The sequence below is a fragment of the Paraburkholderia sp. JHI869 genome, assembly GCF_038900775.1.
Taxonomy (GTDB): domain Bacteria; phylum Pseudomonadota; class Gammaproteobacteria; order Burkholderiales; family Burkholderiaceae; genus Paraburkholderia.
Map to the genome: position 1 here is coordinate 97324 of NZ_JAYMSC010000007.1, position 12795 is coordinate 110118.

The 12795-nt window shown below is 63.8% G+C and carries 10 protein-coding genes; all 10 read left to right on the forward strand.

Annotation, left to right across the window (positions count from 1 at the left end):
- Nucleotides 1–358 precede the first annotated feature (358 nt).
- The 10 genes from VSR72_RS14690 (at nucleotide 359) to VSR72_RS14735 (ending at nucleotide 12784) form a co-directional block, all read left to right on the forward strand.
- The gene (locus tag VSR72_RS14690) at nucleotides 359–1642 is read left to right on the forward strand and encodes a serine hydroxymethyltransferase (protein WP_342953060.1); all 1284 of its coding nucleotides are present in this window, start codon (nucleotides 359–361) and stop codon (nucleotides 1640–1642) included.
- Nucleotides 1643–1693: 51 nt separating this feature from the next.
- On the forward strand, nucleotides 1694–2665 hold the full coding sequence (locus VSR72_RS14695; RefSeq protein WP_342953061.1) for a dipeptidase: 972 nt from the start codon (nucleotides 1694–1696) through the stop codon (nucleotides 2663–2665).
- 92 nt (nucleotides 2666–2757) lie between these two features.
- Entirely contained in the window at nucleotides 2758–3291 is a 534-nt protein-coding gene (locus tag VSR72_RS14700) for a DUF5943 domain-containing protein (RefSeq protein ID WP_342953062.1), read from the forward strand.
- Between the two features lie 62 nt (nucleotides 3292–3353).
- Nucleotides 3354–5417 (forward strand): NADH:flavin oxidoreductase, encoded by a 2064-nt coding sequence (locus VSR72_RS14705; RefSeq protein WP_342953063.1) that lies wholly within the window; start codon nucleotides 3354–3356, stop codon nucleotides 5415–5417.
- Nucleotides 5418–5420: 3 nt separating this feature from the next.
- Nucleotides 5421–7349 (forward strand): (Fe-S)-binding protein, encoded by a 1929-nt coding sequence (locus tag VSR72_RS14710; RefSeq protein ID WP_342953064.1) that lies wholly within the window; start codon nucleotides 5421–5423, stop codon nucleotides 7347–7349.
- 4 nt (nucleotides 7350–7353) lie between these two features.
- Nucleotides 7354–8523, forward strand: a complete 1170-nt coding sequence (locus tag VSR72_RS14715) for an electron transfer flavoprotein subunit alpha/FixB family protein (RefSeq protein ID WP_342953065.1) — start codon at nucleotides 7354–7356, stop codon at nucleotides 8521–8523.
- Nucleotides 8520–9332 carry an electron transfer flavoprotein subunit beta/FixA family protein gene (locus VSR72_RS14720; RefSeq protein ID WP_342953066.1) on the forward strand — a complete coding sequence of 271 codons (813 nt, stop codon included), beginning with the start codon at nucleotides 8520–8522 and terminating at the stop codon, nucleotides 9330–9332. Before VSR72_RS14715 ends, VSR72_RS14720 begins: the two co-directional genes overlap by 4 nt.
- A gap of 50 nt (nucleotides 9333–9382) precedes the next feature.
- On the forward strand, nucleotides 9383–10624 hold the full coding sequence (locus tag VSR72_RS14725; RefSeq protein WP_342953067.1) for an aromatic ring-hydroxylating dioxygenase subunit alpha: 1242 nt from the start codon (nucleotides 9383–9385) through the stop codon (nucleotides 10622–10624).
- 35 nt (nucleotides 10625–10659) lie between these two features.
- Nucleotides 10660–11811: a hybrid-cluster NAD(P)-dependent oxidoreductase gene (locus VSR72_RS14730; RefSeq protein WP_342953068.1), complete on the forward strand. Its 1152-nt coding sequence runs from the start codon at nucleotides 10660–10662 to the stop codon at nucleotides 11809–11811.
- Nucleotides 11812–11923: 112 nt separating this feature from the next.
- Nucleotides 11924–12784, forward strand: a complete 861-nt coding sequence (locus VSR72_RS14735) for a glycine betaine ABC transporter substrate-binding protein (protein WP_342953069.1) — start codon at nucleotides 11924–11926, stop codon at nucleotides 12782–12784.
- Nucleotides 12785–12795 lie beyond the last annotated feature (11 nt).

Here is a 12795-nt window from a genome sequence, read left to right on the forward strand (position 1 = left end):
TCCAGTGTGCCATGCGGCAAAACCCTGAGTCATCTGGACAATAAAGCCCGGCGCGGAAAAAGGACGAGAGTGCGGGATTGGTGCACTGCGATGCCCGATAAATCATTCGGATCGGGAAACATGGGGCACGGCGCACCGTTAGCGGGCGCAGGCGGAAGAGCCACTTGTGAAAAATGGACGCGGATGGCGGAAAAGGAAAAGAACGCGTCTGAATTTCGACGTTGAGCGCCAATTCGAACGACAAGAATAGAACCGTCGGTCCCCAGCCGGTCAAGCGGTTTCAAAGCCGCTCCAAAGCCAGCCGCGACGGGGCCTCTAGCAACGCAGGAAGTCCTTCATTCATCGTCACGGAAGCCCTATGTCGAACACTCAACCTTTCTTTTCGCAGACGCTGGCGCAGCGCGATTCGGCGGTTCGCGGCAGCATCCTGAAAGAACTCGAGCGTCAGCAGTCGCAGGTCGAAATGATCGCGTCGGAAAACATCGTGTCGCGCGCCGTGCTCGAGGCGCAAGGCTCAGTGCTGACCAACAAGTACGCGGAAGGTTATCCGGGCAAGCGCTATTACGGCGGTTGCGAATTCGCCGACGAGGTGGAAGCGCTCGCCATCAGCCGCATCAAGCAGCTTTTCAACGCCGGTTTCGCCAACGTGCAGCCGCACTCGGGCGCGCAGGCCAACGGTTCGGTCATGCTCGCGCTCGCCAAGCCCGGCGACACGGTGCTCGGCATGTCGCTCGACGCGGGCGGCCACCTCACGCACGGCGCGAAGCCGGCGCTCTCGGGCAAGTGGTTCAACGCCGTGCAGTACGGCGTGAATCGCGAAACCATGCTGATTGATTACGACCAGGTCGAAGAGCTTGCGCAGCAGCACAAGCCGAGCCTCATCATCGCGGGCTTTTCCGCCTATCCGCGCGCACTCGACTTTGCACGTTTTCGCGCCATCGCCGACTCGGTCGGCGCGAAGCTGATGGTCGACATGGCGCATATCGCGGGCATCATCGCTGCCGGCCGTCACCAGAACCCGGTCGAGCACGCGCACGTCGTTACCTCCACCACGCATAAGACGCTGCGCGGTCCGCGCGGCGGCTTCGTGCTGACCAACGACGAGGAGATCGCAAAGAAGATCAACTCGGCCGTGTTCCCCGGCCTGCAGGGCGGCCCGCTCATGCACGTGATCGCGGGCAAGGCGGTGGCGTTCGGCGAAGCGCTCGATGCGAGTTTCAAGACCTACATCGACAGCGTGCTCGCCAACGCGAAGGCGCTGGGCGAAGTGCTGAAGGCGGGCGGCGTGGATCTCGTGACGGGCGGCACCGACAACCACCTGCTGCTCGTCGATCTGCGGCCCAAGGGCCTCAAGGGCAATCAGGTCGAGCAGGCACTGGAGCGCGCCGGCATCACCTGCAACAAGAACGGCATTCCGTTCGACGCCGAAAAGCCCACGGTCACCTCGGGCATTCGCCTGGGCACGCCAGCGGGCACGACGCGCGGCTTCGGCGTGGAGGAATTCCGCGAGATCGGGGGCCTGATTCTCGAAGTGTTCGACGCTCTGCGCACGCATCCCGAAGGCGACGCCGCCACCGAGCAGCGCGTGCGCCGCGAGATCTTCGCACTGTGCGAGCGCTTCCCGATCTATACGCAAGCCTGATTCTTCACACCACCGCCTTTCAATTTAAATACGCGAGTTCCGGAGCGGCTAATGAGCACTCTGCACGACAACAGCATCATCATCGACGGCCTGAACATTTCGAAGTTCGAGCGCTCGGTGTTCGAAGACATGCGCAAGGGCGGCGTCACCGCCGTCAACTGCACGGTTTCCGTCTGGGAAGACTTTCAGAAGACCGTGGACAACATTGCGCAGATGAAGCAGCAGATTCGCGAGTACAGCGAGATTCTCACGCTCGTGCGCACGACCGACGACATTCTGCGCGCGAAGAAGGAGAACAAGACCGGCATTATCTTCGGCTTCCAGAACTCGTATGCCTTCGAGGACAACCTCGGCTACATCGAGGTGTTCAAGGAACTCGGCGTGAATGTCGTGCAGCTTTGCTACAACACACAAAACCTCGTCGGCACCGGCTGTTATGAGCCGGACGGCGGCCTCTCCGGCTACGGGCGCGAAGTGATCCAGGAAATGAACCGCGTGGGCATCCTGGTCGATCTTTCGCACGTGGGCGGAAAAACTTCGTCGGATGCGATTGCCTGCTCGAAGAAGCCGGTGACGTATTCGCACTGCTGTCCGTCGGGCCTCAAGGAGCACCCGCGCAACAAGACCGACGAGCAGTTGAAAGAAATTGCCGACGCCAACGGCTTCGTGGGCGTGACCATGTTCGCGCCGTTTCTCAAGAAAGGCGCGGATTCGACGGTCGAGGATTATCTCGAGGCGATCGAATACGTGGTCGATCTGATCGGCGAAGACCGCGTGGGCATTGGCACGGACTTCACGCAAGGCTACAGCACGGAGTTCTTCGACTGGATCACGCACGACAAGGGCCGTTATCGCCGCCTCACGAATTTCGGCAAGGTCGTGAACCCGGAAGGCATTCGTACGATCGGCGAATTTCCGAACCTCACCGCCGCCATGCAAAAGGCAGGCTGGAGCGAGTCGCGCATCAAGAAGGTGATGGGCGAGAACTGGATGCGCGTGTTCGGCGAAGTCTGGGGCGGTTGACCGCCGGCCGGTCGAAGCAATTTGGACAGGCCATCGATACTAATTAGAAACCCTAACTAACTACGCTCACTGAATCACTGGAGCCCCACGAAATGCAACCGCAACTGCCGATCGATGTCGATCCCGCCACCGGCGTCTGGACCACGGACGCGCTGCCCATGCTGTATGTGCCGCGTCACTTCTTCACCAACAATCACACCGCCGTGGAAGAGGCGCTGGGCCTCGACACGTACGCCGAAATTCTCTACAAGGCCGGCTACAAGTCCGCCTACCACTGGTGCGCGAAGGAAGCCGAAAAGCACGGCATCGCCGGCATGGCCGTATTCGAGCATTACCTGAAGCGTCTTTCGCAGCGCGGCTGGGGGCTCTTCACCATCCGTGAGGCCGATCCGGCCACGGCGCGCGCGAAGATCGAACTGCGCCATTCGTCGTTCGTGCTTGCGCAGCCGGGCAAGGAAGGCAAGCTTTGCTACATGTTCGCCGGCTGGTTCGCGGGCGCGATGGACTGGGTGAACGACACCACGGAAGGCGGAAAAAACGCGCCGCGCTCGCAGTCGAAGGAAGTGCAGTGCGCCGCCGAAGGCCACACGCACTGCGTATTCGAAGTCTCGCCGATCGCCGCCTGAACGGCCGCGCGCCCCGTAATACAGGTCATACCGAAAGACACGAACGCCAGAGGTCGTCTGCGATGCGCTACCCCAATCTGTTCAAACCCTTGACGCTCAATCAGCTCACGCTGCGCAACCGCATCGTCAGCACGGCCCACGCCGAGGTCTACGCGGAGCCGGGCGGCTTGCCGGGCGACCGCTATATCCGCTACTACGAGGAGAAGGCGAAGGGCGGTGTGGGCCTCGCCGTCTGCGGCGGGTCGAGCCCGGTGTCGATCGACAGTCCCCAGAGCTGGTGGAAGTCGGTGAATCTCGCCACCGACAAGATCATCGATCCGCTCGCGCGTCTGGCCGAAGCCATGCACCGCCACGGCGCGAAGATCATGATCCAGGCCACGCACATGGGCCGCCGCTCGGCGTTTCACGGCGAGCACTGGCCGCATTTGATGTCGCCTTCGGGCGTGCGCGAACCCGTGCATCGCGGCAACGCGAAGATCATCGAGGTGGAGGAGATCCGCCGCATCATCGGCGACTTTGCGACGGCTGCAAAGCGCGTGAAGGATGCGGGCATGGACGGCATCGAGATTTCCGCTGCGCACCAGCATCTGATCGACCAGTTCTGGAGCCCGCGCACGAACTTCCGCACCGACGAATGGGGCGGCTCGCTCGAAAACCGTCTGCGTTTTGGCGTGGAAGTGCTCAAGGCCGTGCGCGAAGCGGTGGGCAAGGACTTTTGCGTCGGCCTGCGCATGTGCGGCGACGAATTCCACGAAGACGGCCTCGATCACGAGCAGCTAAAGGAAATCGCGCAGGCGATGTCGGAAACGGGTCTCATCGATTATCTCGGCGTGATCGGCTCCGGCGCGGATACGCACAACACACTCGCGAACTGCATGCCGCCCATGGCGCTGCCGCCCGAGCCGTTCGTGCATCTCGCCGCGGGTATCAAGTCGGTAGTCAAGCTTCCGATCATGCATGCACAGAGCATTCGCGACGCGGGCCAGGCCGAGCGCCTGCTCGCGAGCGGCATGGTCGACCTCGTGGGCATGACGCGCGCGCAGATCGCCGACCCGCATATGGTCATCAAGATTCGTGACGGCCGCGAAGACGAAATCAAGCAGTGCGTGGGCGCGAACTATTGCATCGACCGCCAGTACAACGGGCTCGACGTGCTGTGCGTGCAGAACGCGGCAACGTCGCGCGAAGCGACGATGCCGCATGTCATCGAAAAGTCGCGCGGCCCGAAGCGCAAGGTGGTGGTGGTCGGCGCGGGCCCGGCGGGTCTGGAGGCCGCTCGCGTGGCTCGGCTGCGCGGCCATGACGTCGTGCTGTTCGAGAAGAACGATGCCGTGGGCGGCCAGATTCTGCTCGCCGCAAAAGCACCGCAGCGCGAGCAGATGGCGGGCATCGTGCGCTGGTTCGACATGGAGACGAAGCGTCTTGGCGTCGATCGTCGCCTTGGCGTGATCGCCGACGAGAAAACGATCCTCGCGGAGAAGCCGGACATCATCGTGCTCGCGACGGGCGGGTCGAGCTTCACGCAGCAGGTTCCGGCGTGGGGCGTCGAAGAAGGTCTCGCCGTGAGCTCGTGGGACATCCTGAGCGGCAAGGTCGAGCCGAAGCAGAACGTGCTCGTCTACGACGGCGTAAGCACGCATGCGGGCGCGGGCGTTGCCGACTTCATCTCGAGCCGTGGATCGAAGGTCGAGATCGTCACGCCCGACGTGAAGGTCGCCGACGACGTGGGCGGCACCACGTTCCCGATTTTCTATCGCCGGCTCTATGCGCAAGGCGTGATTCACTCGCCGAATTACTGGCTCGACCGCGTGTACGAGGAAGACGGCAAGAAGATCGCCGTGCTGCGCAACGAGTACACGGAGGAACAGGAAGAGCGCGCGGTCGATCAGGTGGTGATCGAAAACGGCAGCACGCCGAACGACGGCTTGTACTGGAAGCTCAAGCCCGAATCGGTCAATCGCGGCCAGGTGGACGTGCACAAGCTCTTCGCGGCAGAGGCGCAGCCGTGCCTTTCCGAAGAACTCGGCAATGGCCGTTTCGTGCTCTTCCGCGTGGGCGACTGCATTTCCTTGCACAACATTCACGGCGCGATTTACGACGCGCTGCGGCTCGCCAAGGACTTCTGAACCATGAATCCGACCTGGCTCATTACCGCGCTGCTGTGGATGTCGATGGCGGGACTCGCGTTCGCGGTCGCGAAGCGCGCCGCGTTCTGGCGGGTGGGGCGCGCCGCCGCGCCCAGCTCTGTCGGCGTCGGCAAGCTGTTCAGTATCCCGAAGCGTTATTTCGTGGATCTGCACCACGTCGTGGCGCGCGACCCGTATATCGCCAAGACGCACGTCGCCACGGCAGGCGGCGCCATTGCTGCGCTCGCGCTCGTGTTCATCAACTACGGCTTCGCGATCTATTCGCCGTGGCTCGACAAGCTGATCTTTCTCGCGGCGCTCGCCATGCTGATCGGCGCGGTGTTCGTCTGGCGCCGCCGTCACGCGAAAAATGTGCCGGCGCGCCTCTCGCGCGGGCCGTGGAATACGCTGCCGTGGCTGCTGGGTTCGTTCGCGCTGGGTGTGGCGCTCTTTGTGGTCGTGCCCGCAGGCGCGATGTCGGGCGGCTTCGCGGTGCTTTGCGCCGTGCTGATCGGCGTGGGCGCGTTTGCGATGACGTTTGGCGCCGCGAAGGGCGGCCCGATGAAGCACGCGATTGCGGGCCTGCTGCACCTGGCGTTTCACCCGCGTCAGGAACGCTTTTCGGCAACGCGCGAAGGCTGGACCGGCAACGGCACGGCCACGCCGCCCACGGCGCTGAAGCTCCCCGACATCGAAGAGAAGCAGGAATTTGGCGTGGCGAAGCCCGTGGAGTTTCGCTGGAACCAGTTGCTGAGCTTCGACGCCTGCGTGCAGTGCGGCAAATGCGAAGCCGCGTGTCCCGCTTTCGCCTCGGGCCAGCCGCTCAACCCCAAGAAGCTGATTCAGGATCTCGTGGTGGGCATGGCGGGCGGCACCGATGCGGCGTATGCCGGCAGCCCCACGCCCGGCATCAAGGTCGGCCAGCATAGCGGCGCGCCGAACGGTCCGATCGTTTCCGGCCTGATCGAAGCGCAAACGCTGTGGTCGTGCACAACCTGCCGCGCCTGCGTGCAAGAGTGCCCCATGCTGATCGAGCACGTGGATGCCATTGTCGACATGCGCCGCAACCAGACGCTCGTGCATGGCGAGGTGCCGGGCAAAGGTCCCGAAGTGCTCGCCAATCTGCGCGAAACGGGCACGGCAGGCGGCTACGACAAAGCCGCGCGCTACGACTGGTCGGTCGATCTCAACGCGCCCGTGGCGCAGCCTGGCAAGCGCGTGGACATACTCGTGGTGGCGGGCGAGGGCGCATTCGACATGCGCTATCAGCGCACGCTGCGCGCGCTCGTGACGGTGCTCAACAAGGCAGGCGTGAACTACGCGGTGCTCGGCGCGCGCGAAACCGACACCGGCGACGTGGCACGCCGACTGGGCGACGAAGCGACGTTCCAGCAAATGGCGAAGCAGATGATGACGACGCTCGCCACGCTGAACTTCGCGCGCATCGTCACCGCCGATCCGCATGTCATGCACAGCCTGCGCAACGAGTATCGCGCGCTCGGCGGCCGCTACGAAGTGCTGCATCACACGACCTTCCTTGCGGAACTGGCCGCGACCGGCCGCATCGCGCCGAAGGCCGTGCAGGCGCTCGCTGAAAAGCGCACGACGTATCACGATCCCTGCTATCTGGGCCGCTACAACGGCGAAACCGAAGCGCCGCGCAAGCTGCTCAAGACCATCGGCATCCAGGTCGTGGAGATGGAGCGCAGCGGCATGCGTGCACGCTGCTGCGGCGGTGGCGGCGGAGCGCCGCTCACCGACATTCCCGGCAAGCAGCGCATTCCCGACATCCGCATGGCCGACGCGCGCGCGGTCAACGCCGACGTAGTAGCGGTGGGCTGCCCGCAGTGCACGGCGATGCTCGAAGGCGTGGTGGGCCCGCGCCCCGACGTGCTCGACGTGGCCGAACTCGTCGCCGCTTCGCTGGAGTGAATCGATGAATACAATCAAACGAATCGATCCGCGCCGTCCCTTCGTCGTGACGGCGGCGGGCCTCAAGCGCATCACGCTGGGCGAGACCGGCAGCGCAGACGCGAGCGACGCGCAATGGCTCGCGCAGCACGGGCACGAAAGCGCTGCGAAGCCACGCCGTGTCGTTAGCAGCCCGAATCATGTGATGCTCGTAGCCGCACACAGCGAGCGTGGCGCGCTCGACGATCACGCGTGTCAGGCCGTTGCCGCCGCCGCGTTACTGGCCGATGCGCAAACCGAAGTCGTGCTGCTCGTGTTCGGCGAACTCAAGGACGATGCCGGAGCGCTCGGCGTGGACAAGCTGATCGAGCTGCCTGGTTTCGAGCGCCGCACGTTCGCGCCAGAAACCGAGTTGCGAGCGCTGCAGGCCTGCGCGGCAGCGCTCGCACCGAAGCACGTGTTCATCCCCGACAACGCGTATGGCGACGGCGACCTAGGCCGGCGCTACGCGGCCGCCGCTGGCGCGAACGTGGCGACACATGTCGTCGAAATCGATGCGAAACACGTGGGCGTGTATGAGCAGGCAAAGCGCGCGTGGGCGGCTCGCGCGCTGCCGGACGTGATCCTGCTCGCGCCAAACGCCGTCGAGGCGAAGCTGCCGTTCGTCGGCGCGGGCGAACGACTTGCGGGCGATTTCATCCGGCCTGCTAACGATTTCGTCTCGCCATATAAGGACCTCGGTCTCGAATCCATCGACGCCGCCCAGGTCGCGCTCGAAGAAGCCGATTTCATCGTCTCGGCGGGCAACGGCGTGACCGACATCGCGGCGTTCGGGCAACTCGCGGGCGCATTCGGCGCGGCAATCGGCGCGAGCCGCGTGGCCGTGGACAACGGCCACTTCACGCGCGACAAGCAAGTAGGCGCCACGGGCAAGACGGTCGAGGCGAGCGTGTATATCGCGTTCGGCATTTCGGGGGCCGTGCAGCATTTGCAGGGCATCAAGGACTGCCGCCATGTGATTGCCGTGAATCTCGACGGCAGCGCGCCGATCGCGAAGCGCGCCAATCTGACCGTGGTCGGCGACGCGCAAGGCACCATCGCCGCGCTGATCGAACAGGTGCAAGCCGCACGCGCAGAGCGTGGCGGGGCGAGCGCCGCACATGACGAAACGCATTCCGCAGGAGTCGCCGCATGAACGCCCGCCATGATCCTCAACGCGGAATCGAGCGCATTGCAGTGCTCGTTTCGGTGGGTCGCCACCCAGTGAGCGGCGCGCCGCGCTACAGCCGCAACGATGCGCTCGCGCTCGACCTCGCGCGCTCGCTGGCCGAGCGGCATCGGGCGCGTCTAGACGTGCTGCACGCAGGCGACGCAGCCGATCCCGCGCTTGCCGAATACCTGGCTCTAGGCGCGCACGAAGTCGAGGTGCTGGCCTGTACGCCGACCGGCGACGCGGCGCGCCTGCTGGCAGAACGCGTGCGCGGTTACGACCTCATCCTGACCGGCACACGCGCCGAAGGGGCGCACGACAGCGGCATGCTGCCGTACGGCGTAGCAGCGGTGCTGGGCGTGCCGATGGTCGGGAGTGCCGTGGACATTGACGTCGATAGCGCCACGCGCACCGCCGTAGTGCGCCAGTTCCTGCCGAAAGGCCTGCGCCGGCGCGTGCAGACCGCGCTGCCCGCCGTGATCGCTGTGCATCCGCTCGCGAATGCACAGCCCCGTTACGCCTATGCGCGCCTGCGCGCGGGCACGGTGCGGCCCGAACCCACAACGCGCGCGAGCGCTGCCGAAGCGCCTGAATCGCAAGCATGGACCGTGGGCCCAATCGAGCGTAAACCCGTGCGGCTGGCCGCGGCGGAAAAGCGCTCCGGCCACGCGCGCATGCTTTCGGCGACCACAACTGAAAGCCGGGGCGGCAACGTCGTAATTGAAGGGAGTTCGGTCGAAAAAGCACAAGTGATCCTCGCGTATTTGCGGGAGCATCAACTCATCGATTACTGATTTTTGCTGGCCTGTCGGCAACGAACTGGGATGAAAAATCCGGAGCACACATGAAAGTAACGGCAGAGATTCGCGCGCTGATCGAGCGCCGCCAAGCGGGTTACAGCCTGGAGGCGCCTTTCTACCTGAGCGAGGAGATTTTCGCGCTCGATATGGAGACGATTTTCCGGCAGCACTGGATCGAGGTCGCCACAGAGGCGGAAATTCCGGAACCTGGCGACTACGTGACCGTCGATCTGGCGGGCGACTCGATCCTGATCGTGCGCGACGACGACATGCAGGTGCGTGCGTTCCACAACGTCTGCCGCCACCGCGGCGCGCGTCTGTGCAACGAAGAGAAGGGGTCGGTGGGCAATATCGTTTGCCCGTATCACAGCTGGACCTACAACCTTACCGGTGCACTGATGTTCGCCGAGCATATGGGCGAGCAGTTCGACCGCTGCAAGCACAGCCTCAAGAACGTGCACGTGGAAAATCTCGCGGGCCTGATCTTCGTGTGCCTGGCCGAAGAACCGCCCGCCGATTTCGCGGACATGCGCGCAGAGATGGAGCCGTACCTGCTGCCTCACGATCTCGCAGGATGCAAGGTCGCCGCGCAGGTCGACATCATCGAAAAAGGCAACTGGAAGCTCGTGATGGAAAACAATCGCGAGTGCTATCACTGCGTGGCGAACCACCCTGAGCTGACAATTTCGCTCTACGAATACGGCTTCGGCTACGCACGCACGGAGGCCAACGCAGAAGGCATGGACGCGTTCGAGCGCACCTGCAACGAGCGCGCGCAGCAGTGGGAAGCGATGGACCTGCCTTCGGTCGAAATCGAAAAACTGCTGGACGTCACGGGTTTTCGCACGCAGCGCCTGCCGCTCGACCGCTGCGGCGAGTCGCAAACGCTGGACGCGAAGGTCGCCTCGAAGAAACTGCTTGGCGAATTTCGTACGGCCGACCTCGGCGGCCTCTCGTTCTGGACGCAGCCGAATTCGTGGCATCACTTCATGAGCGACCACATCGTGTCGTTCTCCGTGATTCCGCTTTCCGCTGGCGAAACGCTCGTGCGCACGCGCTGGCTCGTTCACAAGGACGCACGCGAAGGCATCGACTACGACGTCGAGAACCTCACCGCTGTGTGGAATGCGACCAACAACCAGGACCGCACACTCGTGGAGTATTCACAGCGCGGCGCGTCTAGCAGCGCGTATGAGCCGGGCCCGTATTCGCCGTACACGGAAGGGCTCGTCGAAAAGTTCTCGGCCTGGTATATCGGCCGCCTCGCGAAGCAGATTGGCGTGTGACGCACACGTGTAAAGCAAAGAGAGCGGAGTTTGACATGATGCGAGACGCGGCCCAATTCAATCCACTCGATCCCAGCGACAGCCGGGTGACGCGCCCGGCGTTCTGGGGCGCGCTGCCCGAGCGGTGGACGAGCGAGGTCGAGGAGACCCTCGTGTGCTGCCACGTATGGCAGGAAACGCACGACGTGAAGAGCTTTTTCCTGCGCTCGCCGCAGGGCCGCACGTTCTCGTTCGAGCCGGGGCAGTTCCTCACGCTCGAACTCGAGATCGACGGTGAAGCCATCAACCGGTGCTATACGATCTCCTCGTCGCCCGCGCGGCCTCATACCATTTCCATTACGGTCAAGCGCGTGCCGGGCGGCAAGGTGTCGAACTGGTTGCACGACAATCTGCGCCCGGGCGTTTCAGTGCGCGTGCTCGGGCCGGCCGGCGAATTCACCTGCGCGCGTCACCCCGCGCCGAAGTATCTGTTTCTTTCCGCAGGTTCGGGCGTCACGCCGCTCATGTCGATGAGCCGTGCGCATCACGATCTCGCCGAGGACCGCGACATCGTTTTCGTGCACAGCGCCCGCACGCCCGACGACATCATCTTCGCGCGCGAGCTGGAACTGATCGCATCGAGCCGCGCGAATTTCCGCACCTCGTTCGTCTGTGAAAGGGTGGGCGCGCGTACCGATTGGTCGGGCGTGACGGGCTTTCTCTCGCTGCCGCTATTGAAGCTCATCGCTCCGGATTTCATGGAGCGCGAGATCTTCACGTGTGGGCCAGCGCCCTACATGAAAGCCGTGCGCGATCTGCTCGACGAGGCGGGCTTTGCGCGCGAACGCTATCACGAAGAGAGTTTTTCATTCGAAACGCTTACGGCGGATACCGAAGCGCCGGTGGAACAGCCTCCGGCGGAATCGGAATCGTCTGTCGATACGTCCAGTTACACGATTACGTTTGCGAAGAGCCGCCGCGAGATTCAATGCGGTGCACAACAGACCGTGCTCGATGCAGCGCGTCAGGCGGGCGTGCGCCTCGCTTCGTCGTGCAGCCAGGGCATGTGCGGAACCTGCAAGGTCAAGCTCGTTTCCGGTCAGGTGGAGATGAAGCATAGCGGCGGCATTCGCCAGCGTGAAATCGATCAAGGCATGGCGCTGCTGTGCTGCTCGAAGCCGCTGTCCGACCTCGTCGTCGACAAATAGCGCGCGCGTCGCGCAACGACAAGAACACGTCGTAAATCGACGTTAGCGGCAGATTGTGGCGGGCGAATCTGCATATGCACGGGGCGCTTGCCCATATCACAGGAGATCGACCATGAAGCTGTCTGGAAAACTTTTTTGGACCGGTGTGTTATCGGCGATGGTGAGCTTGAGCGCCCCGGCGTTTGCCGACGGCAAGCCGACCTTGAAGATCGGTTATGTCGAAGGCTGGGACGACAGCGTCGCAACGTCAAACGTGGCCGCGCGCATCATCGAGAAACGCTATGGCTATCCGGTGCAGCTCGTGCCCGTGGCTGCCGGCATCATGTGGCAGGGCGTGGCGCGCGGCGATCTCGACGCGACGCTTTCGGCCTGGCTGCCTGTGACGCAGGGCGCGTACTGGGCGCAATTCAAGGACAAGGTGGTCGATCTCGGCACGAACTTCAACGGCGCGAAAATCGGCCTCGTGGTGCCTGACTACGTGAGCGCGAAGAGCATCGCGGATCTCAACGCGGACAAGTCGGCATTCGGCGGGCGCATCGTCGGCATCGACGCGGGCGCGGGCGTGATGCGCAAGACCGACGAGGCCGTCAAGCAATATGACCTGAACTACAGCGTGATGCCGAGTTCAGGCAGTGCGATGACGGCCGAACTGGCGCGCGACGTGGGATCGAAGAAGCCCGTAATCGTCACGGGCTGGACGCCGCACTGGATGTTCGCGAAGTACAAGCTGCGCTTCCTGGACGACCCGAAGAACGTGTACGGCGCGGCCGAGCACGTGGACAACGTGGCCAACCCCGAGCTGGAAAAGAAGGCGCCGCAGGTGGTGGCGTTCCTGAAGAACTTCCAGTGGAAGCCGGGTGAGATCGACAGCGTGATGCTCGCGATCCAGAACGGCGAGAAGCCCGACGCCGCCGCCGACACGTGGATCGCCGCACACGGCGAGCGCGTGAACGCCTGGGCCGGCACGCAGTAATCGCAGGCAAT

Excerpts from the sequence above, each read along its gene's own strand:
- VSR72_RS14690 (WP_342953060.1), top strand. The coding sequence starts at position 359 with ATGTCGAACACTCAACCTTTCTTTTCGCAGACGCTGGCGCAGCGCGAT.
- VSR72_RS14695 (WP_342953061.1), top strand. The coding sequence starts at position 1,694 with ATGAGCACTCTGCACGACAACAGCATCATCATCGACGGCCTGAACATT.
- VSR72_RS14700 (WP_342953062.1), top strand. The coding sequence starts at position 2,758 with ATGCAACCGCAACTGCCGATCGATGTCGATCCCGCCACCGGCGTCTGG.
- VSR72_RS14705 (WP_342953063.1), top strand. The coding sequence starts at position 3,354 with ATGCGCTACCCCAATCTGTTCAAACCCTTGACGCTCAATCAGCTCACG.
- VSR72_RS14710 (WP_342953064.1), top strand. The coding sequence starts at position 5,421 with ATGAATCCGACCTGGCTCATTACCGCGCTGCTGTGGATGTCGATGGCG.
- VSR72_RS14715 (WP_342953065.1), top strand. The coding sequence starts at position 7,354 with ATGAATACAATCAAACGAATCGATCCGCGCCGTCCCTTCGTCGTGACG.
- VSR72_RS14720 (WP_342953066.1), top strand. The coding sequence starts at position 8,520 with ATGAACGCCCGCCATGATCCTCAACGCGGAATCGAGCGCATTGCAGTG.
- VSR72_RS14725 (WP_342953067.1), top strand. The coding sequence starts at position 9,383 with ATGAAAGTAACGGCAGAGATTCGCGCGCTGATCGAGCGCCGCCAAGCG.
- VSR72_RS14730 (WP_342953068.1), top strand. The coding sequence starts at position 10,660 with ATGATGCGAGACGCGGCCCAATTCAATCCACTCGATCCCAGCGACAGC.
- VSR72_RS14735 (WP_342953069.1), top strand. The coding sequence starts at position 11,924 with ATGAAGCTGTCTGGAAAACTTTTTTGGACCGGTGTGTTATCGGCGATG.